General features: G+C 44.9%; 20 protein-coding genes. 16 read left to right on the top strand and 4 right to left on the bottom strand.

The annotated features are described in order from the left end of the window. Nucleotides 1–126: 126 nt before the first annotated feature. Nucleotides 127–792 carry a 3'-5' exonuclease gene (locus J7I80_RS12180; protein WP_214738641.1) on the top strand — a complete coding sequence of 222 codons (666 nt, stop codon included), beginning with the start codon at nucleotides 127–129 and terminating at the stop codon, nucleotides 790–792. Between the two features lie 912 nt (nucleotides 793–1,704). On the opposite strand, the gene J7I80_RS12175 is transcribed toward J7I80_RS12180, so the two are convergent. Next, nucleotides 1,705–2,499, bottom strand: a complete 795-nt coding sequence (locus J7I80_RS12175; protein WP_214738640.1) for a LysM peptidoglycan-binding domain-containing protein — start codon at nucleotides 2,497–2,499, stop codon at nucleotides 1,705–1,707. A 391-nt stretch (nucleotides 2,500–2,890) separates the two neighbouring features. Between J7I80_RS12175 and spoIIID the strand changes: the two genes are divergently transcribed. The 7 genes from spoIIID to J7I80_RS12140 all read left to right on the top strand — a co-directional run bounded on the left by spoIIID (nucleotide 2,891) and on the right by J7I80_RS12140 (nucleotide 8,051). Continuing rightward, nucleotides 2,891–3,163 (top strand): sporulation transcriptional regulator SpoIIID, encoded by a 273-nt coding sequence (spoIIID, locus tag J7I80_RS12170; RefSeq protein ID WP_031307660.1) that lies wholly within the window; start codon nucleotides 2,891–2,893, stop codon nucleotides 3,161–3,163. 463 nt (nucleotides 3,164–3,626) lie between these two features. After that, nucleotides 3,627–4,631, top strand: a complete 1,005-nt coding sequence (gene mreB / locus J7I80_RS12165) for a rod shape-determining protein (protein WP_192471875.1) — start codon at nucleotides 3,627–3,629, stop codon at nucleotides 4,629–4,631. A gap of 200 nt (nucleotides 4,632–4,831) precedes the next feature. After that, nucleotides 4,832–5,650, top strand: a complete 819-nt coding sequence (locus J7I80_RS12160) for a flagellar hook-basal body protein (protein ID WP_214738639.1) — start codon at nucleotides 4,832–4,834, stop codon at nucleotides 5,648–5,650. A gap of 64 nt (nucleotides 5,651–5,714) precedes the next feature. Beyond that, nucleotides 5,715–6,563 (top strand): flagellar hook-basal body protein, encoded by an 849-nt coding sequence (locus J7I80_RS12155; RefSeq protein WP_214738638.1) that lies wholly within the window; start codon nucleotides 5,715–5,717, stop codon nucleotides 6,561–6,563. Between the two features lie 19 nt (nucleotides 6,564–6,582). Further along, on the top strand, nucleotides 6,583–6,843 hold the full coding sequence (locus J7I80_RS12150) for a DNA-directed RNA polymerase subunit beta (RefSeq protein ID WP_214738637.1): 261 nt from the start codon (nucleotides 6,583–6,585) through the stop codon (nucleotides 6,841–6,843). 90 nt (nucleotides 6,844–6,933) lie between these two features. Further along, nucleotides 6,934–7,356, top strand: coding sequence for a 3-hydroxyacyl-ACP dehydratase FabZ (gene fabZ / locus J7I80_RS12145; protein WP_214738636.1), 423 nt, complete (start codon nucleotides 6,934–6,936; stop codon nucleotides 7,354–7,356). Between the two features lie 395 nt (nucleotides 7,357–7,751). Then, the gene (locus J7I80_RS12140; RefSeq protein WP_214738635.1) at nucleotides 7,752–8,051 is read left to right on the top strand and encodes a hypothetical protein; all 300 of its coding nucleotides are present in this window, start codon (nucleotides 7,752–7,754) and stop codon (nucleotides 8,049–8,051) included. Between the two features lie 208 nt (nucleotides 8,052–8,259). Here the strand turns inward: J7I80_RS12140 and J7I80_RS12135 are convergent, their stop codons facing one another. Continuing rightward, entirely contained in the window at nucleotides 8,260–8,694 is a 435-nt protein-coding gene (locus J7I80_RS12135; RefSeq protein WP_214738634.1) for a YwpF-like family protein, read from the bottom strand. A gap of 260 nt (nucleotides 8,695–8,954) precedes the next feature. Here J7I80_RS12135 and ssb point away from each other — a divergent pair, with 260 nt between their 5' ends. The 3 genes from ssb to J7I80_RS12120 all read left to right on the top strand — a co-directional run bounded on the left by ssb (nucleotide 8,955) and on the right by J7I80_RS12120 (nucleotide 10,376). Beyond that, nucleotides 8,955–9,371, top strand: a complete 417-nt coding sequence (gene ssb / locus J7I80_RS12130) for a single-stranded DNA-binding protein (protein WP_214738633.1) — start codon at nucleotides 8,955–8,957, stop codon at nucleotides 9,369–9,371. Further along, nucleotides 9,364–9,570: a hypothetical protein gene (locus tag J7I80_RS12125; RefSeq protein WP_214738632.1), complete on the top strand. Its 207-nt coding sequence runs from the start codon at nucleotides 9,364–9,366 to the stop codon at nucleotides 9,568–9,570. The genes ssb and J7I80_RS12125 overlap by 8 nt, the downstream gene beginning before the upstream one ends. A gap of 206 nt (nucleotides 9,571–9,776) precedes the next feature. Next, nucleotides 9,777–10,376 (top strand): YdcF family protein, encoded by a 600-nt coding sequence (locus J7I80_RS12120; RefSeq protein ID WP_214738631.1) that lies wholly within the window; start codon nucleotides 9,777–9,779, stop codon nucleotides 10,374–10,376. 41 nt (nucleotides 10,377–10,417) lie between these two features. Here the strand turns inward: J7I80_RS12120 and J7I80_RS12115 are convergent, their stop codons facing one another. Together J7I80_RS12115 and J7I80_RS12110 are read right to left on the bottom strand one after the other, a co-directional pair. Then, a complete protein-coding gene (locus J7I80_RS12115; protein WP_214738630.1) occupies nucleotides 10,418–13,243 on the bottom strand; it encodes a DEAD/DEAH box helicase in 2,826 nt (941 codons plus the stop codon). A gap of 140 nt (nucleotides 13,244–13,383) precedes the next feature. Then, entirely contained in the window at nucleotides 13,384–15,018 is a 1,635-nt protein-coding gene (locus J7I80_RS12110; RefSeq protein WP_214738629.1) for an SWIM zinc finger family protein, read from the bottom strand. Between the two features lie 265 nt (nucleotides 15,019–15,283). Here J7I80_RS12110 and J7I80_RS12105 point away from each other — a divergent pair, with 265 nt between their 5' ends. From J7I80_RS12105 to J7I80_RS12085, 5 genes are all read left to right on the top strand, one after another. Continuing rightward, the gene (locus J7I80_RS12105; RefSeq protein ID WP_214738628.1) at nucleotides 15,284–15,943 is read left to right on the top strand and encodes a hypothetical protein; all 660 of its coding nucleotides are present in this window, start codon (nucleotides 15,284–15,286) and stop codon (nucleotides 15,941–15,943) included. 12 nt (nucleotides 15,944–15,955) lie between these two features. After that, nucleotides 15,956–17,194: an efflux RND transporter periplasmic adaptor subunit gene (locus J7I80_RS12100; protein ID WP_214738627.1), complete on the top strand. Its 1,239-nt coding sequence runs from the start codon at nucleotides 15,956–15,958 to the stop codon at nucleotides 17,192–17,194. 119 nt (nucleotides 17,195–17,313) lie between these two features. Beyond that, complete coding sequence (locus tag J7I80_RS12095; protein ID WP_214738626.1) at nucleotides 17,314–17,631, top strand: hypothetical protein; 318 nt, start codon at nucleotides 17,314–17,316, stop codon at nucleotides 17,629–17,631. Nucleotides 17,632–18,109: 478 nt separating this feature from the next. Beyond that, complete coding sequence (locus tag J7I80_RS12090; protein ID WP_214738625.1) at nucleotides 18,110–18,592, top strand: C40 family peptidase; 483 nt, start codon at nucleotides 18,110–18,112, stop codon at nucleotides 18,590–18,592. Between the two features lie 126 nt (nucleotides 18,593–18,718). After that, the gene (locus J7I80_RS12085; protein WP_214738624.1) at nucleotides 18,719–20,035 is read left to right on the top strand and encodes a short-chain fatty acid transporter; all 1,317 of its coding nucleotides are present in this window, start codon (nucleotides 18,719–18,721) and stop codon (nucleotides 20,033–20,035) included. The last annotated feature ends 40 nt before the right edge of the window (nucleotides 20,036–20,075 follow it).

The raw sequence follows: 20,075 nt of genomic DNA, 5'->3' as shown, positions 1-20,075 counted from the left end.
CCCGGGTGGTGACAGCACCACTAGAAAGATTAGGGGAAATCTGGGTGGACACAGGCACCACACCGGTCACTAGAAAGAGATCCAGTGAATCTGGGGCGAAGACAGGCACTTTGAGAGGAGGCTCGCATGTTTTTTCAACGAAAGAATATTTCCTGCCCGCTTACGTACGAAAAAATCCCTTTATCGACTAGAATCGATGATTTGACTTTTATTGTTTTCGACACAGAGACGACGGGATTCCAGGTGGCGACCACAGACCGGCTGATTGAAATTGGCGCCGTTCCGGTAAGTGGGATGAAAGTGATGGAAAATGACCGGTTTCAGACATATGTGAACCCCGAGCGACAAATTTCTCGGGAAATAATTGAATTGACATCAATTACGAATGAAAAAGTTGCCGAAGCACCGGTGGCTTTAGAGGCGATACATGACTTCTTTGACTACGTTGGGTCACACGAGGCAGTATGCCTTGTCGGCCACTATGTCGGCTTCGATCACCTTGTGCTGAAGAGCGAACTGAAACGTGAAAAGCTGGCGCTGAAAAAACTGTTCACCATCGATACGCTCGACCTGATCGGCTTCATAGCGCCTTCCTACGATATGCGTGACCTGGAGCGATATGCGATGGCATTTGGCACACGTATTTATGACCGCCATAGCGCGGTAGGCGATGCATTGACCACAGCCTATCTGTTCACCGAATTGCTGCAACAGTTCAAAGACCGTGGACATTCCACATGGGGCGAGCTGGTTAAAGCCACAGAAAGCCAGGCGAGGTCGATGCAGTTTTAGTGGAGATAAGGCTGTACTTTACTGGAAACAACGCGTATCGGCCAGCGATACGCATTCGATGAAGATTTGATGAAAACTAGGTATATCGGTCAGCGTACACGGTTAATGAGCTTTACTGAAAACGAGGCATATCGTCCGGCGATATGGTGCGATGCAGTTTTAATAGAAGTAAGGTATATCGGTTAGCGATACGAGGTCAATGCAGTTTTAATGGAAACAAGGTATTCCGGTCAGCGATAAGAGGTCGAAGCAGTTTTTATAGGTAATAGCAAATTTCCTCTTTGTTTAGATAAATTGTTATATAAAATACGACAGGGCAGTTCATTCGAATATGAATGGAACTGCTCTTTTCTTTGGTTGAAATTCCTATACTGAGACATTAATTGAGAGTTTCATAACTCAATGTTCGATTTGTTAAGATGAATATTTTAAAATGGATATAGTTAAAAAACTCTGAGGGGTCTGGCCGCTATTAATCAAAATAGGATACGTAAAACTAGCATGGAGGCAAAATGAAAATGATAGGAAATAGGCTTAAAAAGATAGTTTTCTCTACGTTACTAACGGGTTTGATATCGGTCGTATTCTTTGTAATTCCTTTTATTTTTATAGGAGGAGTTATATATTCAATAATAATAAATCCTGTTCCTGCAGCTGGAAAAATGTTCGATTATCTTAAGCATATTTCTTTTATGATCCTAAGTGGAATATTGGGCTGGTTGGGTTTTACATACTTGGTCTATGGTTATATAGATTTCTCCAACTTGTATCTGGTGACTTTTTTCACATTTGTATACTACACTATTTATCTTTTCTTAAATAATTATATGGGAGAATAATGACTGAATGGCATTTTTAAAAACAAAAAATGCTTAGAGTTCTCTGTACTCCAAGCATCTTTTACTAACCATTTCAGTTTAATTGCATATCAATCAACGCACCATTTTTATAAGCAGCGAAAACCCGCTGTCCTGCCAGTTCCTCATAATTCCGTGCTGTTTTATAGGAAACCTTCAATGGAAATGCATCCCCGTCGGACTCGAACTCAACGGTGAAATTATCAGCTGCCCCGGTGACGGTTGCTTCCATGAATTCGATCTCGCCCGGAATGACCAGTTGCTGGCCGATCAGCACCATGTCTTCCTTCAACCCGTTAGCCTGCTTTAATTCTTTCAAGCTGACATCGAATCGCTGGGAGATATTGAACAGCGTATCGCCAGGATTGACGATGTAAATTCCTTCAGCAGTTTCGAAGCCATGAGTCGGTACTGAAAAGGCTTGTCCAACATAAATAGAATCACTGACTAATTTATTTTCCCTTTTTAAATCCTTAACGGTTACTCCGTATTTTTTTGCCAGGGAGAACAAAGTGTCTCCTTTTTTCACAATATAAACACCCGCTTCAGCCTCGAGAGGTACCTCCAGCTGCTGTCCGGCTCTTATGAAATCTGTTGATAGTGAGTTCACTTCCTGAAGCATTTCAACCGATGTATCGAATTCCTTAGCCAGGCTGTATAGTGTATCGCCTTTCTTAACGGTATAAAAGGATCCGACCGCATCCGTCTTCTTTTGGCCGAAACCAAGCAGCAACCCAGCAGCCACCGAACCGGCTACAGCTGCACCGATCAGCTTTCTGTTCCGCTTCAAGGTCACATTGCGTTTTTGCTCTCTGATTCTCTGTTTTCTAGTCTGTCTGTAGGTAATCAAGTCTCTTCTCCCCCAATAAAAATTCACTCCTCAACAGAAATTCGGGAAGAAACAGGTTTTTATGTACATAAAATTGGGTATATAGGAAAGTTTTTCTGCTTAAAATAGTTGAATTTTTCAAAAAACTTCACAATACCTTGTCCCTATTGCTTTTTTCGTGCATATATCCTCAACCAAGCTAATAAAATGTTACAAACCTGACAAAGAGAGTGTTTGAGGTGAGGAATCGTTTGAACAATATGAGGATTCAGCCGGGGACATGATTAATCTTAGTAATATCCAGAAGGACCAACCTTCTGCCGCAGCGGAATTTTTGCGGAATGCAATATTAGCCGATAAAAGCGAGTCTCATTTCACACTTCTCACATCCAATTTAGGGAGGGCGAGTGGTGTGCACGATTACATCAAAGAGAGAACAATCAAGATTGGAAAGTATATCGTGGAGACGAGAAAAACAGTTCGCGTCATAGCGAAGGAGTTTGGCGTATCCAAAAGTACAGTCCATAAAGACCTGACAGAAAGATTGCCTGAGATCAACCCTGACCTTGCCAATGAAGTAAAAGAAATCCTTGATTATCATAAATCAATTCGTCACCTGAGAGGCGGCGAAGCCACGAAAATGAAATACCGCAAAGAGGAAAGGGAAGAAGAGCCGGTTAAATGAAGAAAGTTTGAAACAGACAGATGGGAGGGACCGTAATTCAGCATTGTGAACATTGCCGACATAAGAATGAAAAATGCCCAGCTTAGATCCAGAAAAGCCGGGCATCGCCACAAAAGGCGTGTATGATTCTGCTTTTCTACATAGCGGAGGCTGCCGCCTTTTTATTATGGAAAAAACGGGACAAGCCCTCCTTATATGCTGGACAAGTGCTTCTGAAATACACAACCTTTTAATTGTGACAAATTTAAACAAAATGTTTCAAATTTTTCACCTGGAAGTTACTTATTTAATATTGTTGTGATAAAATAAACAATTAGGGTAGAATATGGTTCGCAGATTGCGGCAGCGTCTGTGTAATCTCGGACATCGCGATCTATTTTTACATAGATGAGGCTTTTCGTCAGCTGAGATCACGAGGCTTAATCAGCCGCAGCCAGCCATTTGTCAAGGAGGAAAAAGCAAAATGTTTGCAAGGGATATAGGGATTGACCTTGGTACAGCCAATGTGTTGATCCATGTTAAAGGTCGAGGAATTGTCTTGAATGAACCGTCTGTTGTGGCGATTGATAAGAACACGAACAAGGTTTTGGCTGTTGGGGAAGAGGCGCGCAAGATGGTTGGGCGTACACCTGGCAATATCGTAGCGATTCGCCCGTTGAAGGATGGGGTTATTGCGGACTTCGATGTAACGGAGTCTATGCTTAAACATTTTATCAATAAATTGAACGTAAAAGGCTTCCTTTCCAAGCCGCGCATCCTGATTTGCTGCCCGACGAACATTACGAGCGTGGAGCAGAAAGCGATCAAGGAAGCAGCTGAAAAGAGCGGCGGCAAGAAGGTTTACCTTGAAGAAGAGCCAAAGGTTGCGGCAATCGGCGCTGGCATGGATATCTTCCAGCCTAGCGGGAACATGGTTGTCGATATCGGCGGCGGCACGACGGATGTAGCTGTCCTCTCAATGGGAGACATCGTTACGTCTCAATCGATTAAAATGGCCGGCGACAAATTCGACGCTGAAATTTTAAATTACATTAAACGTGAATATAAGCTGTTGATCGGTGAGAGAACAGCTGAAAATATCAAAATTCAAATCGGTACTGTCTTCCCGGGCAGCCGCAGTGAGGAAATGGAAATCCGTGGCCGTGACATGGTTTCCGGACTTCCGCGCACAATTACGGTTCGTTCCGAAGAGATCGAAAAGGCTTTAAGGGAGTCAGTTGCAGTTATCGTTCAAGCGGCAAAAACGGTACTGGAGAAAACTCCACCTGAATTGTCCGCAGACATCATTGACCGAGGCGTCATTCTGACGGGTGGCGGTGCCTTGCTTCATGGCATCGACCAGCTGATGCAGGAAGAACTGAAGGTGCCGGTATTGATTGCGGATAACCCGATGGATTGTGTCGCTATCGGCACAGGCATCATGCTTGATAATATCGACCGCATCGCAGGTCGCCGCAGAATCGTCTAAAATAAAATCTGGAATTGCTTCGGTAAAATTACTGAAGGATTCCAGATTTTTTTCATTTTCACCCAAGTTTTCTGGAATAAAACCCAAAATCCTACATTTTCCTGCAAATTTTTAATGTTTCTTGCCGATATATTTCTTATAATAGAGAGTAGTGAAAAAATTTCCTGATAAATAGGTGTTTTTCCAATTGAGGTGGAACTATGTTCAAAGGTTTTTATACAGTAGCTTCCGGTATGCTTGCGCAGCAGCGCAGGACGGAAATGCTGACGAATAATATGTCAAATGCCAATACACCGGGGTACAAAGCCGACCAGGCGGGAATGCGGGCATTCCCGGAAATGCTGCTTCAGCGCTTTGACAAGCAGCAAATCCCGACAGAGAATGGCCTGAATCTGCCGTTCAACAGGGAGATTGGCACAATCAACACAGGTGTATACATGCAGGAAGCGATCCCGAAATTCATCCAGGGTGACTTGCGCGAAACCGGACGAAAGACGGATGTAGCATTGCTCGATATAAATATGCCTGAAAATGGCTCAGTGTTTTTTACAGTAAGCAACAATGATGGCACAGTTCGTTATACTAGGAATGGAAATTTCACGATTGATGCTCAGGGGTATTTGACGACAGGCAGCGGCCACTATGTGCTTGATTCAGCTGGCCAGCAAATCCAGCTCTCAAGTGACCGTTTTACCGTATCTGAAGGTGGGATCCTGACAGGTGAAAATGGCGAGAGTGCAACTCTTGGTGTTGCCTATTCGAACAATCCGCTGCGGATGGTAAAAGAAGGCGACGGCCTGTTCCGCACAGAAGATGGCGGTGCATTGCCGTTTGCTGCTGGCACCGCTGGCGTCCAGTTCAGGACACAGCAGGGTTTCCTTGAACAATCCAACGTCGATATCAGCAGGACGATGACCGACATGATGTCAGCCTATCGAGCTTTCGAAGCGAATCAGAAGATTCTCCAGGCTTATGATAAAAGCATGGAAAAGGCTGCGAACGAAATCGGAAGGCTATAGAATTCTGGATCTAATTTTAAAAGGAATCGCTCTCCTATACTGGAAGCGCATTGAGGTATAAAATATGAACAGAACAATGTTTACCGCAACCAATACATTATCCCAGCTGCAGAAGCAGATGGACATGATCAGCAACAATCTGGCAAATATCGATACTGCCGGGTACAAGCGCCGGGAAGCTTCCTTTACCGACCTGCTTGTACAGGAATATCGCAATCAGCCTAATAATGCGCTTGAGCCGCAGAACCGGATGACACCATTTAATATTCGCCAGGGTAATGGGGCAAGATTAGGCCAGATACAGATGAATCTGACGCAAGGCAATATCAAGACGACGGACAGACCGTTGGATACTGCTTTTACGGCAGAAGGCCAATTTTACCGGGCGATGGTCCAGAATGAGGATGGCAGCTCAGCGATGCGATTGACACGTAACGGTGCACTTTACCTGTCGCCGCTTTCTGATAATGAGTCAATGCTTGTCAATAGCGACGGGCATGCAATCCTTGACGAGAACAACCAGCCAATCACCATTACAGGAAATGTAAAAAACTTTAGTATCAATAAATCAGGCCTTTTAACAGCCGAAATGTACAATGGGACAAGCCAAGAAGTGAATCTTGGTGTAGTATTGATGAATAAGCCTCAATTTTTAGAGCAAAAAGGGGCGAATCTGCTTGGGCTGCCAGACAATTTGGCTGAGCTTGGCGTAACCGAGGAAGAGGTCATGACGAACCTGACAGGCCCTCTGAGGAATCAAATCGCCATCCAGCAAGGTGTCCTGGAACAGTCGAATGTAGATATGAGTAAAGAAATGGCGGATTTAATCAATGTACAGCGGAGCTATCAGTTCCACTCAAAATCGATAACACTTGCCGATCAAATGCTCGGGCTAGTGAATGGAATCCGTTAAGAGGGGAAGAACAATCGAAATGGCTTTGAACGAGAATAATCAAGAAGCAATAACGCGTGAAGAAGTGAAAAAGAACAAGAAGACACGCGAAAAAAAGAAAAGAATCCGGGTTCGCCTTATTCCGATCTGGCTTCGGATTATGATTGTGATCCTCCTGTTAGCCGCAAGTGTCGTGCTAGGCGCCATGTTCGGTTATGCCGTGATGGGCAGCGGCAAAGCGAAGGATGTTTTTGAAAAGTCAACTTGGACTCATATTATGGATTTGGTTAATAGAGAATAATTTTTCGGAAGGAAGGGAGATTTCCCTTCCTTTTTAATTGGTTTATTTAGTACAATAGTTAGTAAGTATTAGTAGGAGGTACTAAATAATATGATGGACATTACTCAAATCAAAGAAATCATCCCGCACCGCTATCCATTTTTGCTTGTTGATAAAATTATTGAAATCGAAGAAGGCAAAAGAGCAGTAGGCATAAAGAATGTGTCTGCAAACGAAGAATTCTTCAACGGCCATTTCCCTGATTACCCGGTCATGCCCGGTGTGCTGATCGTGGAAGCATTGGCGCAGGTTGGGGCAGTTGCCGTTTTAAAGCTCGAAGAAAACCGCGGCAAAATTGGCTTCTTCGCCGGCATCGACAACTGCCGTTTTAAAAGGCAGGTTAAACCAGGCGACCAGCTTCGCCTTGAGGTAGAAATGATCAAGCTCCGCGGTCCGATCGGAAAAGGAAAAGCTGTCGCAACAGTAGACGGCGAGTTGGCTTGTGAAGCCGAGATTACATTTGCGATTAAATAAATGTTGTAGGGAACCCGAACTGAATGGTTGGGTTCTTTTTTTACATAATTAGGAAGACGGCGCGATTCCGAGCGATGTTTTGGAGAATATGGAGGATGAGTGAGAGATTAACGAGAAGTTTTGAGAGAATATCATGCATGTTCGAGAGATTAACGGCTGTTATTAAGAGAATAATTTTTCCAATTAGATTTTGAAGTCTTTTTATCATTAAAAAACAAGAAAAATCTTAGTTACAATAGCTCTTTTACGTCTTTTGCCACGAAAAATTCTTTCCGCATGAAAAAACGGGTAATTTTTACAAAAAAACATGCAAGTTTTTTTCATTGGTGGGCAATATAACAGCAGACCCGTGCAACAGGTCTCAAAATACCTATTAATGAAAGGGGCTTTTACTTATGAAGAAAAAGCTATTAATGCTAATCGGCGGATCATTGCTATCGGCTATGTTCCTTGCTGGCTGTGCGAATGACCAGGATCCTCCTGCGGAAGAAGATGTAAATATCGAGAATCCGGCTGATGACAACGGCAATGTCGACGATGACGGCATGATGGATGACAACAACGGCAACAATGGCGGAAACAACGACATCAACACAGAGAACGATGGCGACATGATGGAAGACAACAACGAGCCTGGCGAAGATGCGGTTGAAGATCAACTTGATATGAACGACGAGAACAATAACGATCAATAATGAAAAAAGGGCAGGTGTGAAAATTCCTGCCCATTTATTTTGTCTGGGGAAGCACGGACCAGATCTGTTTATTTATTTGGATAAGGGAGGGCACCAATCGGTTCTGTCCAATTACTTTGCATAGGGAAACCCACAGTCATTTCTGCCAGTGTAATTAGCCACCCTTTTTTCGCAACAAAAAAACTCCAGCAAATCAGCGGGAGTTTCATTACACTTTTTTCGGCTGCAAAATCTGCGGCCTTGTTATGATTTTTTCCTTGAATTCTGTAAGCAGTTCTTCGCCCTTGTATCCTTTATCAAGCAGATACTCCAGCAGTTTTTCAGGATAATCGCTCTTCGGTTTAGTGAGCTTGCCTGTTAAAAGGATGCTGGCATGAGTCTTAAGCTTCTTCACGCAGCAAACTTTGGTCAAAAAGGCTGCCGGGTCGTTCTCCCGTTTGGTGATGACGACTTGGACGATGATTTCTTTGTCATTGTCGCATGCATCCTGGAAATAAGGAATGTATTTATGATCAGCAAAAACCTCGACGAGCCAGGTGCCTTTTTCATCCTCTTTGTTGATAATCAGGCCGTCTTCCATTTCGATATCCACTAAAGCATCATCATCAGCAAGCTGCATTGAAATCAACTTAAACGTCTTCATGTCAACCACCTCCCGTAATTCTTGTCCAAATTATAACACAGTATGAATCGAAAACGAAAAAAAGCCATTTTGTCGAAAGAAAAATTTCAGAATTGGTAAAAATCATTTTTGGCTGTGTGAGTTGGTTGGAAAACTCAATTATCCGGAGTTCCCATGATTGTTTGACGCAGTTTTTACAGGCAAAATCACGATTTTCGCCATTTTACCGTCGGCCTGAAAAGGAATATCATCGATGTATCAAGGAGAAAGGAGATGAAAAAGTGATCAATCAAGTAACGTTAGTCGGCAGGCTCACCAGGGATCCGGACCTCAGGTACACTCCTGATGGCAAGGCAGTATCGAATATAACGCTTGCGGTGAACCGGCATTACAAAAATGCCAGCGGTGAAATTGAGGCCGATTTTGTCCACTGCATCCTTTGGGGTAAAACAGCTGAAAACACATCGAATTATTGTAAAAAGGGCTCCGTCCTTGGAGTCACCGGCCGCATTCAGACGCGCAACTATGATAACCAGGAAGGCAAACGTGTCTACGTCACTGAAGTCGTTGCTGAGGGTGTAAGGTTTTTAAGCACAAAACCGGCCAGTTCGAGGGAAGCGCCGCAAGCTTCACATCCACCTCAACAACCGCAGACTGTACCAGCAGCACCGCAAAGAGAGGAGCTTCCATTTGCATAATGAAACCGACTCAATCGAAAAGCTGCTAGTCAGCCTGATTAAAATGGTTGGAAAAAACAATGAGAAGATCGACGAACTCACCAAGCGTGTCCGCCAGCTCGAAACTGCCTCCACAGAACAGCAGATCAATCGCGTCTACTCCTTCATTGCCGAACCGCCACGACCTAATCCCAGCAGAAAAGAATATGCAAGAAAATAATGAAATGCTTATTTTTAACATCACTTGTGAATTTTCCTCATAATAGCCTCAAAAAGGATCTTTAAGAGAGAAATTCAATAACCCGATCTCCAATATACCCTCAATATTTGCTTCCGGCTTTTATAGCCGGTTTTTTTATTTAATTGAATAAACTGGATAATGCTTCTAAAATGAAGCTAAAACACCCTGTCAAAGGATTGATTTCAATGACCAAAAAATTCGTGGTCAGATTAATGCTTGCCATAATACTAGTCCTATTTATCTTTATCAGCTATTCGGCGTTCAGCATTTGGTCTTTCAGTAATAAGGTTCAACATGTGAAAACGGATGCGGCTGTGGTACTTGGTGCTGCTGCCTGGGGTGATGAGCCATCTCCGGTTTTGCGCGAGCGGATTAATCATTCGATCTGGCTTTATGAAAATGGTTACGTGGATAAGATTATTTTTACCGGCGGCAAGGGTGAAGGGGCAATGTACGCAGAGTCCGAGGTTGCCAGGGAGTATGCTATTAAAAACAATGTTAACCCTGAGGATATTCTGATTGAAACAAAATCAAAAATTACAGAAGAGAATTTTTCCTACGCTTATGAAATCGCAGTACAGCAAAACTTCAGGACATTTACGATTGTCAGCGACCCTCTTCATATGAAAAGAGCCATGCTAATGGCCAAAAACACTGGAATGGAGGAAGCCTACTCATCCCCGACACTAACTTCTGTGTATAAGTCACTGGATAGTAAAATTCCGTTTTTCCTGCGAGAGTTATTTTTCTATATCGGCTATATTTTTAGTTTACCTTTCCGGTAAAAAAAGCCACAAAGCAAAAGCTTCGTGGCCTGCTGATGCTGCTATGATAAAAACACGAGCTCATGCAATTCATCGGTCGAGAGCTCGGTGATCCAGCTGTCGCTCTGGATGATCTGGTCGTTCAGCGACTGCTTCTTCTCGAGCATAGCATCGATTTTTTCCTCCAGCGTACCGGTGCTGATCAGTTTGTGCACGTGCACGAATCGGCTTTGGCCGATGCGGTAGGCGCGGTCGGTCGCCTGGTTCTCGACGGCCGGATTCCACCAGCGGTCGTAGTGGACAACGTGGTTTGCCGCCGTCAGGTTCAGCCCGGTACCACCGGCCTTCAACGACAGCAGGAACACAGGGAACTCGCGGTTCTGGAATTTTGTGATCAAATCATCACGCTTCGTCTTCGGCAGGCTGCCGTTCAGGAACGGTACATCAATGCCGAATTTCTTTTTCAGCGCGGCCTGAATCATTTCGCCCATTCCGATATACTGGGTAAAAATGATGCAGCTTTCTTCCTGTTCGAGGACAGCGCTCACTAGCTCGATCATCTTCTCCATCTTCGCGGAACGATCAACCAAATGCTTCGGATTTTCCTCTTTCAAATACAAAGCAGGGTGGTTGCACAGCTGCTTCAGCCTGCTTAGCAGCTGTAAAATCAAGCCCTTGCGCTCGAAGCTCGATAGTGTTTCGATCTGCGCAAAGGTGTCCTTCACAAGCTGCTCGTATAACGAAGCCTGCTCGGCAGACAGCGGACAGTATTCCTTCTGCTCTACCTTATCAGGCAGGTTCAATGCCACTTCTTCATCCTTCTTCGTCCGTCTCAACAGGAACGGCTTGATCAGCGACTGAAGCTGGCTGATTTTTTCCTTCTTGTCTTCTTTTTCAATCGGCAGGATGAACTGCTTCTGGAACTGGCCGGCGCTGCCAAGATAGCCGCGATTGGTGAAATCGAAAATCGACCACAGCTCAGACAGGCGGTTTTCCATCGGCGTACCGGTCAAGGCGATATGGTGCTTGCCCTTCAGCTTCCTCACCGCACGCGACTGCTTCGTATCGGCATTCTTGATATTCTGCGCCTCGTCAATCGCGATGCTGCTCCATTCAATACTTTCAAGCTCATCGAAATCAAGGTGCGTCAGCCCATAGGAGGTCAGTACAATATCAGAGCCTGTGGCTTCTTCGGTAAAAGCGCTGCCCTTCAGGCGGTTTGGCCCGTAATGCAGGTGGACGCGCAAGTCCGGAGCGAAGCGTTCGATCTCTTTCTGCCAGTTTCCGAGAACAGAAGTCGGGCAGATGATCAATGCAGAGTGATCGTCGTTTTCCTGCTCTTTTACCGACAGGATATAAGAGATCAGCTGAATCGTTTTCCCGAGGCCCATATCGTCGGCAAGCAAGGCGCCAAATCCATACTTTCGCAGGAACAGCAGCCAGTTCATGCCGAGCTTCTGATATGGACGCAGCTCACCATGCAAGCCGGCAGGCACCGGCATATCCGGAATTTCCTTCGTTTCCGACAGCTGCTTCATCATCTGCTTCCAGTGGCGGTTCAGCTCGATCTGGATTTTTGCAAACGCCCTTGGATCCTCGAGGCCTTCGCCGTCTTCTTCCTCATCAGACAGCTCCTGCTGCAGCAGGTCTCGGATGTGGAGACCTTCCTTATCGGCTTTTTTCATCATTTCCTGGATCTGGCGGATGAAGCCATGGTCGAGCTTGATCCAGCGGCCCTTCAGATAGACAAGCCGGCGCTTTTCATTCACCAGGCGCTGGAAATCATCCTCACTTAAATCAACACCGTTCATCGAAAAACGCCAGTCATAATCGAGCATCGCATTCAAGCCGACAAATGAGCGGCGGTAGCCAGTCTGGCCCTTCAAAAGCGCCTTTACCTTGAGGTTCGCGTTCTTGATCGCTTCCCACCAGGATGGAAGGAGGATCTCAATGCCGAGCGCGATCAGCGTCTCGCTCGCCTCGGTCAAAAACATCCACGCTTCATCCTCGGAGAGAGTGGACTTAAGGAGGCCGTCATCCTCAATCCATGGAAAAATCGATGCAAGCCGCTTTTCTTCATCTTCAATTTTATCGCTAAAAAAGTCCCAGCCAGCAGGATAGCTTTCATAATCGCGGGCTTCAATCAGCATATGCTCTTCTTTACTCCGCAAAAATAACCCGAGTTTCCAATCCCCAAGGTCATCAATTGGCTCTTCGAGACGCATCCCAATCGAGAATGGCGCCGGATTTTCCTTCAGGCCGATCCATTCAAGCCAGCGGTCCTCATCAAAGTAGGCAGCCAGCTGCGAAGCTGAAAGCTGCTTTTTCCGCAGCACATCAAGCTTGTCACCAAGCAGATACTTCATCGTCTCATTCTCATGGAAGTAGGACTCGAGCGCATGATGGAACAGGTCCGTCACGAAATCGCGCACGAGAAGCTCCCCGTCATTGATTTTCAGCGTTTCCTCCCAGAATGGCTCATGGAATTCATCGAGCACACTCACCGGGAGCTTCCAGCGGAAGTCCTCGCCATCAAGCTGGGTAAAATCGGGATGCCATTCCTTCGCGAGGATCGCATCATAAATCGCATGGGCCGTCGACAGGCAGATATCGCCGAGGTCATCCCATTCCCACTCGACAAGCCGGTTGAAGCTCTCCTCACCGAACAACGTCACCAGCTGCCAGGCGCTCAAAGTCACTCCCTCGGCAGGACCCCATTTTTCCGAGTCCAGCATCGTCCCGAAGTAACTCTCCTTATGGCGGAAAAAGAGCAGCTTCTTCCATTCAGAGATCTTTAAGTCAAAACCATCAAAATCCTCTGCACTCAAAAAATACCGCCCGCCCGCAACAGGCATCACATCTATATGAATCTGCTTAATCTCAAGCATTAAAAGCACCTCCTTGGCGAGACGTGGGGACGGTTCTCCTGTCTCTTTTGTCTCGATAAACTAAATACGATAGGAGCAGTGGGATGAACCACACTGTGCTTCCTTCGTTTCACTAAACTAAAGGAGCAAAAGGTACGTCCCTATGCTTCCTCCACCTCAATCAGCTTGCTCCGTGTGCACTCCTCATGAAAAGCCCTCAGTCGTTTCGTCCGCACAAGCAGCTTCCCGAAAAATTCTTCCCATTCGGGCACACGCTTCAGTTTTTTATAAACCGTACGAAGTTTTTTCAGCAAGCGTGCGGCCTGCTTATAGCTGCTGCGGTTTTTCATCTCGATTAGATCGCCGATCATCTGGTGATACAGCGGAACCAATACCTCAGGAGCTGCTTTTTGTAAAACTTTAATCCGCTCGCTTGAAATGGAATTATATTCAAAGCCGAAGTAAGACTGCAATTCGCCCCACTGTTCGTATTGTTCTTTTTCAAATAAGGAATCTTCATATTCGTAAAAGCTGTATGGCATCGCCTGTGCCAGCGCCCGGTCGTACAGCTCGCCGCGGCCAATTTCACGCGTATACGTACCAACGAGCTTCAGCGCATAACGAGTGAATTTTTTACAAGCATAATAATCACCCAGGAGCTTCAGGTAATTCCGCAGCTGCTGGACGAGGTATTCGATGAAAGGCCCCATCCGGTTCCATTCGCGCTGGACGCGGAAACCGTCGAGCCAATAAAACATATATGGAAGAGAACCGACAGGGAGAGCAGTGAATCGCTTCAATGCGTCTCCGTCCTGCTTCGCTAAAACAAGCTGATGGATCAAAGCAATTTCCTCGATCAGGTCCCGCTTGTCATCGCCAAAGTTTTCAAGTCGCGTCCGCTCGGAATCACGCCAGCTCCCATTTTTAAAAAGTTTCTCCCACAACAAACGGTATAAATCAATTCGGTCATAGCCAACGGAAGCATCGGGCACCGTCAATCCGATTGTTTCTTCCTTCAGTTTTTCCAGAAAGCCATCAAATGAAAACGGCATCGTTCCATATGCGAGACGCTCGACGTATTCCTCGGCATCATTGAACAAATCCTCGAACAGCGGCCGGTAATAGCGGTCCATTGTCGACTCTTCATCGTGCCCAAGTTCGCCTGCCAGTTCTGTTAGCAAATTGAAGGAATGGACCGACGCGGCGATCAAATAAAGGTTTTTCCAAACGGCCTCCAGCGGAGCGGATACTTCAACGCGGCGAATATAGGAGCGGAACAATCCGGGCACAACATAGGCTTTCGGTTCTCCCTGTCCCTTAACAATCTCCTCGAAGCTCTCCCGAAAGGAAGCAGCCCAGATGTCGTAATCATGTCCAGCCCTGGTATCCTTTTTTACCAGATCCTTCGCGCGCTGCAGCCCCCATTTTTCCGCGTCCAGCTGCTCCTTTGCAGGCTTGCGCCAGGCTTCGACCCAGTCTGAAACACTCGAGACATCACCGTATGCCTGAAAAAACGCAGCCAAACGATGGCGGCAGAAGGAATTAGCAGGGCAGGTACAGCTGCTCTCTTCAGGATCTGAAACATTTATGTACACACGAACCGGGGTCACGTCCTGGACCGTCGCCCAGATCGACTTCACCATATACTTCAGATGGTGGACCGTCCCCTGGCGGTAGAGCATCAGCCCTTTCTGCACAAGGCGCGCATCCTCCTCGACCTCGGATTTCAGCATCGTATTCAGTTTTGCGGCAGCTTCTTTAAAAATCGGTGCCTGGTGATCAGGTATGACAGCCACAGGTATTCCTCCGTTCATGCAGCATCTCTAAATTCATTCAAAAAAAACATATTCTCTTATTATACCCAAAAAAAGGTGGTTAGAGGAGGGGGATATAGAATTTAAAAAATGAAGGGATTACTCGGGATATGTTGAATAGAGTACATACCATCGTCCTGTTTTGACAATTTTTTAGTAATTCTTCAAAAATACGGCGGTTTTCATTTTGGTTTTTGGTTTTTTTCATATAAAATGAACTATACAAGTAAAATCTGGGGGACATAAGATGAACCGAATACATGTGCTTCGCGGCCTTTTTTATCCTGATTTATATACATATAAATTACGAGATTCAGAGTATGTTCCTGGAGTTTGGAAGAATACGGCGATGCTGGTCCTGCTTAGCGGTCTGATTTTTGGCATTAGTGCTTATTTTGGCATCGGTTCTGAATATCTGTCGAAAAATCTGACTGCAGTTTCAAGGGAAAACTATGAGCTTCACAAGCTGCTGTTCATGATCGGGCAGTTGATTTGGGGCCTGTTTTATGGAATTGCGATGATTTTCATTCCGGCATTGTTTTTCTGGACCTTTTCAGATATTGAGCTGAAAAAGTTTGTGACTGTCCAGCTATACGTTATGCCTGTTCTTCTTTTGGAAAAAGTGATCAACATCCCGCTGGCAACGGAGCTTGGGCTGATTAAAACGTCCTCACCGTTTTCATTGGGCGTAATTGCACAATACATAACGAATAATGACTTCATCATCTATTTTCTGGCAGCTATTACACTATTCAAAATTTGGGCTATTTTTATAGAATACAAGTATATCAAAATGCTTACCGGGAAACGTCCGGGGATTGTCCTGTTACTGGTAATTGGAATCAATCTGATATTCTGGCTGTTCTCGGCGCTGTTTTCGTTCATTCAATTCGAAAAAATTCTATAAGGGGGTGCACTGATGAAAAAGAAATCACTGATCTTGATGTCTGCAGGCATTCTATTTATATCGGGAAATCTGTACCTGGCGTTGAAAGATGACAGCAAAGCGGTGCGCTCTTCTTATATAAACAAGTGGACAGCGACCGGAAAAGAGAGCTTAACCAAAACCTTGCAGGCGGAGGGAGTCGTTACCCCTGTCGAGGAACACCATGTCTATTATAATGACACCCCAGGCGGCTTTAAGAACTTCCTGGTAAAAGAGGGCGACCCGGTTGACGTCGGCAGTCCTCTGTACGAATATGCTGGTGACAGCAATGAAGCAGAGCGTGAGAAGCTGGAGATGGAGAAGCAGCAGCTTGTAAGGGAAGTAGCTTTGATCGACGAACAGATCCAGCAGCTGGAGTACTTGTTATCCGTATCTGAATCAGCAACAGACAACAGCATTCCTGTGACAGGTGATGGGACATCCGATACAGGCAGGTCATCAAGCGAACTTATGAACGTTTCTATTGAAAAAGAAATCTATGATAAGAAGAGTGAAAAAACGAGGATTTCTGCTGAAATCGATGAATATGACAATACATTAAACTCCCAGGACAGCGGTGACCAGCTTGGCATTAACAGCGAAGTGGCCGGCACCGTGAAGAAGATTAACTATGATTTGAACAATCCCATTCTGACCATTATTTCCGACAGCCCTAAAGTCGAGGGTACTTTTACCGAAAAAGATTTGAAGGAAGTCCAGGAGGGGATGGAGGTCTTCGTAAAGTCGGACCTGGTCAAGGGAAATGTAAAGGGAACCTTGACAAGCATCGCCAGCTATCCTGAGCAGGATCCATCGGTCAAAACAGAAAGCCGCTTCCCGTATGAAGTCGAGCTGACGGATGAACAGGCGGTCCTCATAAAAGGGACGCACGTCGAGGTTGCCGTCGTTACTGATCAGGTCGTGAACGCAGCAACGGTCCCAGAAGAAGCAGTGGTAAAGACGAAAAAAGCAAGCTTTGTCTATGTGCTGAACGAGCTTGGTATAGTAGAAAAACGTAAAATCACCAAAGGCCTGGAGCTCGACGGCAATGTCGAAGTGAAAAAAGGCGCCAAACCAGGAGAACTCGTCGTCAAAAATCCAGAAGCAATCCAAAAAGCAGGCGACCCATTCTTCAGCAAACTAAAACCAGGCATCCTGAACAAAAAAACATTCAGTAAAGAGCCAGGTAAAGAAATATTTAAATCCATCATGGTAGGCTTCTTTAAAAGATAAAAGAGAACTTCAACACACTAAAGCAGTGGGGGTCAGACCCCCACTGCTTTAGTGTGTGAAAGAGATCTATTTCCTAACAATGGATTTCAAATTCGAATGTTTTATGAGGGGTGAGTGTGTTGAGGATTTTCTTTGATGTGGTTAAACGGACTTTGGAGGAGATCAGGGAGTGCTGGGGGCTTGCTAAAGGTGCGGATACAAATCGCGCTAAAGCAACGTATATGTCACTCGTCTATATGAATATATTATTTATGCCAGTCTACCTAATCCCGCTTCTGTATACATTTGTCATCGTAATCGGGGCAGTATTCTATGGACCGATCCTGCTGGCGGGCCTGCTGTTTAATATTCCATTTGTCCTGTTTGTGCTCTGGATTAAAGTGAAAGTGTATCCTGTAATGAAGCAGAATTTGATTAATAAAAATATTAGTGCCTGACATCCATATTGAGAAGCTGCTAGTTCATGGGGTCAGGCACCTGTTTATATTGATAATTATTCCTCATTGTCTTTCCGCTTTCGTCCCTTCTTGCTGATTTCCTCTAATAATATTAGCTTCTGTTCCTGACTTAACATACTCCAGCTTCCTGCTTTGACCTTCATGTAAAACACTCCTTTATTAATGTATTTTTTTGGGATTTCATTTTTGTATTCCTCTTATACCGCCTTTTTCAAAAAAATAAACAAAACAAGTTTCTACAAATTTCCATGTAGGAGTTTGAGTAAAATAGAAATTTGTCGAATTTAACACCTATTCGGGTGAAATCGCCTTATTGAATAGAGGAAAGTATTGAATAAAAGGCTGATATTGTAAAAAGAAGTTGAGTTTATTGTCGCGCGATTCACTGAAACGAAGCCGGAAAATTCTCCGACTAACAGTGTGTAAACCAAAACATACAAATCGGGGGAATGAAAAGATGGGCGCAGTAACAAAAAGATTTTTTATTGGGTTGGTCATATTTGCAATTGCTTCTCTGGCTTTCTTAGGAACAATGGGGCAAAACGCAAGTGCAAGCGTTTCATGGGGCCAGGAGGTAACGGAAGTAGCGAAACAATACCAGGGGGTAAAATATAAATGGGGTGGTGTGGATCCTAAAAAAGGATTCGATGCGTCAGGCTTCACACAATATGTTTTTGACCACTCAGCCGCAGACATTAAATTACCTCGAACTGCATTGGCCCAATACAAAACAGGCAAGGCCGTCAGCAAAAAAGAACTGAAGGAAGGCGACTTGGTCTTCTTTAACACAAGTGGCAAAGGAGTTTCCTTCGCAGGAATCTATCTGGAAAAAGGCAAATTCATTGCCGTAACCGTATCAAAAGGAGTCTCCATCCAATCAATGGACTCAAAATACTGGAAAACAAAATACGTAGGCGCCAAACGTGTTTTAAAACACTAACGCATTAACCCGCCGGGGGTCTGACCCCCGGCGGGTTAATGCGTTAAAGGGAAATTACTTATACACTTGGACATCTTTTGCCTAAATGAAAATATACTTTATAAAAAGAAAGGAGTGATTGATAGGATGTTATCTTCGGTTGCAGATCGTCTGTCCAGGGGAGTCCAGCGTTATTTGCCAGATGCGTTTGTCATTGCAGTCCTTCTTACATTATTCGTTTTTGTCATAGGCTTTTTTACCAACCCTACAGAACCAGTTGATCTAATCAAGTCATTCGGTGATGGTTTCTGGGTGTATCTAGCTTTTACCATGCAAATGGTGCTTCTTTTGTTGACAGGTATGGTATTGGCTTCAGTTCCTTTTGTGAAAAGAGGGCTTGAATATCTTGCCTCCTTTGCAAGCACCCCGAATAAAGCATATGTTTTAACATTTGCGATTTCAGCTTGTGCGTATTATATCAACTGGGGTCTGGCGGTTGTAGTGGGAGCAATATTTGTAAGAGAGGTGGGTAAGCGAAATCAACAGGCTCACTTCCCGCTATTGGTTGCGGCTGCATATTCACCTACAGTCTTGTACACTGCAGGACTATCAAGTTCAATTGGTTTGACGGTCGCTACCCCGGATCATTTTCTGGCAGAAGTAATGGGAGTTATACCAACTTCAGAAACAATTTTTAGCTTGTCTACGATCATTATCTTTCTTGCCTTGTTCGTCACGATGCCTATTCTCATATGTCTAATGGCTCCAAAAACAAATATAAAGCCTTATATTGCTAAGGAAGTTCCGGCGAAGAAGAAAGTGGCAGGGGATATTGAGGAAAATACGCCTGCACTTAAATTAGAAAGAACCCCTGTTTTGGGAATGCTCATAGGACTAATTGGTCTCTTATATGTAGTCATGGAGTTCGTAAACGGCCGTGACTTGGATTTAAATATTATTAATATCATGTTTTTATCATTAGGTTTATTCTTCCATAGGTCACTGGGACAGTTCGGCGAGGCTTTTAAAGAGGCAGCAGGTTCCACCTCTCCGATTATTTTGCAATTTCCGTTTTATGCCGGGATCATCGCAGTACTTGGCAGTTCGGGCCTTGGTCAAGCGATCATTGATGGAATGGCTTCAATTGCTACTAAAGAAACCTTTGATATCTTCACCTATTGGGCAGCAGGCTTAGTCAATATTCTAGCTCCTTCAGGCGGCGGGCAATGGGCATTACAAGGTCCGCTTCAAGTTCCGGCAGGTATGGCATTAGGCGTGGATCCAGCGACAATTGCGATGGCTGTTGGTTGGGGAGATGCATGGACCAACTTAATACAGCCTTTCTGGGCACTGCCAATTCTAAGCGTCGTTGGCCTTCATATCCGTCACATCATGGGCTACTGCTTCCTGCTTGCCATCTGGGTTGGAGCACTGACAACCGTACTTATGTTGTTCTTATATTAAAACAGTAAAAATGGCGCACTTTAAAGCATTAACGGGCTGG

The sequence above is a fragment of the Bacillus sp. ISL-41 genome (assembly GCF_018613235.1).
Lineage (GTDB): Bacteria > Bacillota > Bacilli > Bacillales > Cytobacillaceae > Mesobacillus.
The sequence above is the reverse complement of the archived record's forward strand: the minus strand, read 5'-3'. Positions and strand labels throughout refer to the sequence as shown.

Bases quoted from the DNA above. Each gene is read 5' to 3' on its own strand.
- J7I80_RS12180 (WP_214738641.1), top strand. From the start codon at position 127: ATGTTTTTTCAACGAAAGAATATTTCCTGCCCGCTTACGTACGAAAAA.
- J7I80_RS12155 (WP_214738638.1), top strand. From the start codon at position 5,715: ATGAACAGAACAATGTTTACCGCAACCAATACATTATCCCAGCTGCAG.
- J7I80_RS12150 (WP_214738637.1), top strand. From the start codon at position 6,583: ATGGCTTTGAACGAGAATAATCAAGAAGCAATAACGCGTGAAGAAGTG.
- J7I80_RS12140 (WP_214738635.1), top strand. From the start codon at position 7,752: ATGAAGAAAAAGCTATTAATGCTAATCGGCGGATCATTGCTATCGGCT.
- fabZ (WP_214738636.1), top strand. From the start codon at position 6,934: ATGATGGACATTACTCAAATCAAAGAAATCATCCCGCACCGCTATCCA.
- J7I80_RS12160 (WP_214738639.1), top strand. From the start codon at position 4,832: ATGTTCAAAGGTTTTTATACAGTAGCTTCCGGTATGCTTGCGCAGCAG.
- J7I80_RS12100 (WP_214738627.1), top strand. From the start codon at position 15,956: ATGAAAAAGAAATCACTGATCTTGATGTCTGCAGGCATTCTATTTATA.
- J7I80_RS12085 (WP_214738624.1), top strand. From the start codon at position 18,719: ATGTTATCTTCGGTTGCAGATCGTCTGTCCAGGGGAGTCCAGCGTTAT.
- J7I80_RS12120 (WP_214738631.1), top strand. From the start codon at position 9,777: ATGACCAAAAAATTCGTGGTCAGATTAATGCTTGCCATAATACTAGTC.
- J7I80_RS12135 (WP_214738634.1), bottom strand. From the start codon at position 8,694: ATGAAGACGTTTAAGTTGATTTCAATGCAGCTTGCTGATGATGATGCT.
- mreB (WP_192471875.1), top strand. From the start codon at position 3,627: ATGTTTGCAAGGGATATAGGGATTGACCTTGGTACAGCCAATGTGTTG.
- J7I80_RS12090 (WP_214738625.1), top strand. From the start codon at position 18,110: ATGGGCGCAGTAACAAAAAGATTTTTTATTGGGTTGGTCATATTTGCA.
- J7I80_RS12115 (WP_214738630.1), bottom strand. From the start codon at position 13,243: ATGCTTGAGATTAAGCAGATTCATATAGATGTGATGCCTGTTGCGGGC.
- J7I80_RS12105 (WP_214738628.1), top strand. From the start codon at position 15,284: ATGAACCGAATACATGTGCTTCGCGGCCTTTTTTATCCTGATTTATAT.